Origin of the sequence: Synechococcales cyanobacterium T60_A2020_003 (assembly GCA_015272205.1) — a bacterium.
Taxonomy (GTDB): domain Bacteria; phylum Cyanobacteriota; class Cyanobacteriia; order RECH01; family RECH01; genus JACYMB01.
Genome location: JACYMB010000398.1, coordinates 1 through 3471, shown reverse-complemented (window position 1 = coordinate 3471; position 3471 = coordinate 1). Strand labels below are relative to the sequence as shown.

Here is a 3471-nt window from a genome sequence, read left to right as displayed (position 1 = left end):
TCGGAGCCAAGCTAAGAATCAAAGGCATGAGAGAGATTGATCCTGACCAGCTAGAACCCTTGATTGAACCTGAGGCAGATTTCATGATTCCGATCGCCCCGCCGGGGTTTCGATCGGGATTTATTGGAATTATTGGTCGCCCAAATGTGGGGAAATCGACCTTGATGAATCAGTTGGTCGGACAGAAGGTTGCGATCACGTCACCTGTTGCCCAAACTACGCGCAACCGTTTGCAAGGGATTTTAACCACACCGGACGCTCAGATTATTTTTGTGGATACCCCCGGCATTCACAAACCCCACCATGAGTTGGGGAAGGTATTGGTACAGAATGCCACGATCGCCATCGAGTCGGTGGATGTGGTGCTGTTTGTTGTGGATTGCTCGGTGATGGCAGGCAGCGGCGATCGCTACGTGGCTAATCTGCTCCAGCGCTGTCCCCATGTGCTGCTGGGGTTGAACAAAGCCGATCAACAGCCGGGCGATCGCGCCGAAGCGATTGATGAAAGCTATGCTGCCCTTGCCGCTGAGCATAACTGGACGATGGTGAAGTTCTCGGCGTTGACGGGCGATCGCATTTTAAACTTGCAGCAAACCCTGATTGATTCCCTAGAGCCAGGGCCGTACTACTACCCGCCCGATCTCGTCACCGATCAGCCAGAGCGGTTCATCATGGGGGAACTGATTCGCGAAGAAATTCTAAAACTCACCCGCGATGAAGTGCCGCACTCGGTGGCGATCGCCATCGAAAAAGTGGAAGAACTGCCCACAATCACCCGCATCTATGCCGTTATCCACGTCGAGCGTGATTCTCAAAAGGGGATTTTGATTGGCAAAAAGGGCAACATGCTCAAGGCGATTGGTTCGGCAGCGCGGCAGCAAATTCAAAAGCTCGTCATGGGCAAAGTGTACTTGGAACTCTTTGTGAAAGTGCAACCCAAGTGGCGACAGTCCCGGTTACGGCTGGCGGAATTGGGCTATCGAGTGGAAGAATAGTGCCACTATTTTTCTAACCAATCTTGCCCCAATTGGATGGTCAGATCGGATTCTAGATCTCCAGTGCTTTCGACACGCACCTCACCCACCCCTAAGATCTCCTGCAGAGCCTTTGCACTAGCCACATCGCCCCGCTGTGCGACAATGTGGGTTTTTGAGAGGCGCTCATTCCAGTTTTGATCCACATAGATATTGCTATAGCCTGCGTCTTGCAGTTGAGCAACCAAGTCAGCCACGGCGCGATCGCGTCCGGTGCTGTCTTGAATGGCGATGCGTAGACTAGCTGGATCCATGGCGTACCCGGAAGGGGAGCGATCGCCAAAATATTGAGACACCATTTCGGAAATACCGTCATAGTTCGGCAGCCAGTAGCCATAGTCGCTTCCATCCATGCCAAACTCGCCTGGAAGCATCAGCATTTGGACATTTGAGCGATCCACCTGCGCTCCAAAGCCCACCAATGCAACTAATTCTTCCACGCTTAGATTCGTATCCACATGCTCCTGAACAACCGATAGCGTCCGGGGCAATCGGGTAATCGTGACTGGATTGAGGGCTTGTTCAACGAGCGCTCGCATCAACATTTGCTGGCGCTGAATGCGGCCAATATCGCCGTACTGATCGTGACGAAACCGGAGAAACTGAAGCGCTTGACTGCCATTGAGACGCTGGCGACCTTCCTTCAAATCAATGTAGAGGTGCTGACTATCATCTTGATACTTCATGTCGTAGGGGACATACAATTCAACCCCTCCTAACGCATCCACTAGCTTTTCTACGCCTTGCACGTTAATACGAACGTAGCGGTCAATCGCAATGCCGTCGAGCAGTTCACTCGTAGCCCTCGCCGTTGCCGCAGGCCCTCCATTGTAGTTCGTGACGTTTAGGCGGGCCGTGCCGAGTTTGGGGGTGTAGATTTGGGTGTCGCGGGGCAGCGATAAGACCACCATTTGCTGAGTGTCGGGATTAAACCGAACCAAGAGCATCGTATCTGCCAGACCGTCAAAGGAATCAACCAGGGCTTGGTATCCCGCATCTTGCAGATCTGCTGGCGGATTTTGCACGTCTGCTGTGAGTACCTTCACACCAATCACCAAGATATTGACCGGGCGCGTCAATTGGGGGATCTGAAGATTAGAGGCTGCCGAAATGTCGTCTTGCTCAAAGGCCGTGGCATCTTCAGGACTGAGCTGGCTCTGCAACAGAGGTGTGGTTGCCAAAGCCGCCGCGACGAGAGCACCCGCCGCTGCCGATACGACGGCTACACCTGTCAAGATAAGCGCTAATCCGAGTCGCTTCAATTTTGTCTTGGGCTTGGATGGGGTGGACACAGATATGGATTTGGACGCATTCGGCATGGCTAGTTGACCACTTGTGGGACAGGCCCACGCAAAAATTATAGCGATGACGCCAGATGATGACGAGTTGAGCAAACGCCAGCAGAGATGGAGAAGCACTGATAACTGATATTAGTTTTGAGTTATTAGTTTTGAGTTTTGAGTTTTAAGGTTTGAGTTAACAGTGCGTTGCGCTCTCAGCCATTCCAGCGTTGGATCTATCGTTAAAAAAATTGGGATGAGAACAAGAACGGATGTACGCGATGTTCATCTGAGAATATCAGCAGCATCTTAGCAAGCTTTCTGGCGATCGCTCCTCTGCATGCAAGAGAGATCACAAAACGCAATACGCATCAAGGTAGGCGATCGCCCACATCACTTAAGCCCGGAATCCAGGTGGACTTGCGTTGCCAGACTCGAATCATCAGCCATACGCTCACCACAAAATAGCTAGACGTTGCGAGGCTATTGAGAATCCAGACATTCAGCGACGCTGATCCTCCTTGTGTGGCTCCCAGGCTGAGTAATCCATAGGTCAGCACCCAGGCTAAACCCATCGTTACCGCCAGCCGACTCGCCACCTGCTGACGCCGAGTTCCCTGACGACGGTACAGCGTCCAAAGTGCCGGGAATACGCCCAAAATCGGGATGAAATACACAAATAACTGAAGACGGCGCAGATCCTCGCTTTCCAGCGGATCGGTTGAGGAAGGAGGCATTTTAAACCCTACGGCGAAACTGCTTCCATCCTAAATCAAAGTGAAGGGATGGGATCAGCGATGACGAACACAGGACGTACGCACTACGTGCGGCGTCCTGAACCCTTTAGTCGATTTTGCGCGAGTTACACCCGCACAAAATCGCTCAATTGCGTAAGTCCTGGATCAGTGATTTGGATCAAGAGATGCGGAACGAGATCTCCAAAACGTGTTACTCGGTTATCGATCTAGACGGCAACGATGCTACTTTCCGCTACAAACGCCTGGGCAGCCAATGCCTATCGATAATGAAAACTGAGATTCGGAGAAACTGAAATCGAAACGTGCTCGATAGCAACTTGCAAAGTCAATAACCAGATAGGTTCGTGACATCCTCCCGACGCTCACCCTATCGGGTAGAGCGCGGGCTCCCCCAGATCG

Annotated in this window: 3 protein-coding genes; 1 reads left to right on the top strand and 2 read right to left on the bottom strand. The window is 52.1% G+C overall.

All coding sequences use genetic code 11. The annotated features are described in order from the left end of the window. The first annotated feature begins 83 nt into the window (after positions 1-83). Positions 84-995, top strand: a complete 912-nt coding sequence (era, locus tag IGR76_19320; GenBank protein ID MBF2080600.1) for a GTPase Era — start codon at positions 84-86, stop codon at positions 993-995. Between the two features lie 5 nt (positions 996-1000). Here the strand turns inward: era and IGR76_19315 are convergent, their stop codons facing one another. Continuing rightward, positions 1001-2353, bottom strand: a complete 1353-nt coding sequence (locus tag IGR76_19315) for an LCP family protein (protein ID MBF2080599.1) — start codon at positions 2351-2353, stop codon at positions 1001-1003. Between the two features lie 332 nt (positions 2354-2685). Beyond that, the gene (locus tag IGR76_19310) at positions 2686-3051 is read right to left on the bottom strand and encodes a hypothetical protein (protein MBF2080598.1); all 366 of its coding nucleotides are present in this window, start codon (positions 3049-3051) and stop codon (positions 2686-2688) included. Positions 3052-3471: the final 420 nt, after the last annotated feature.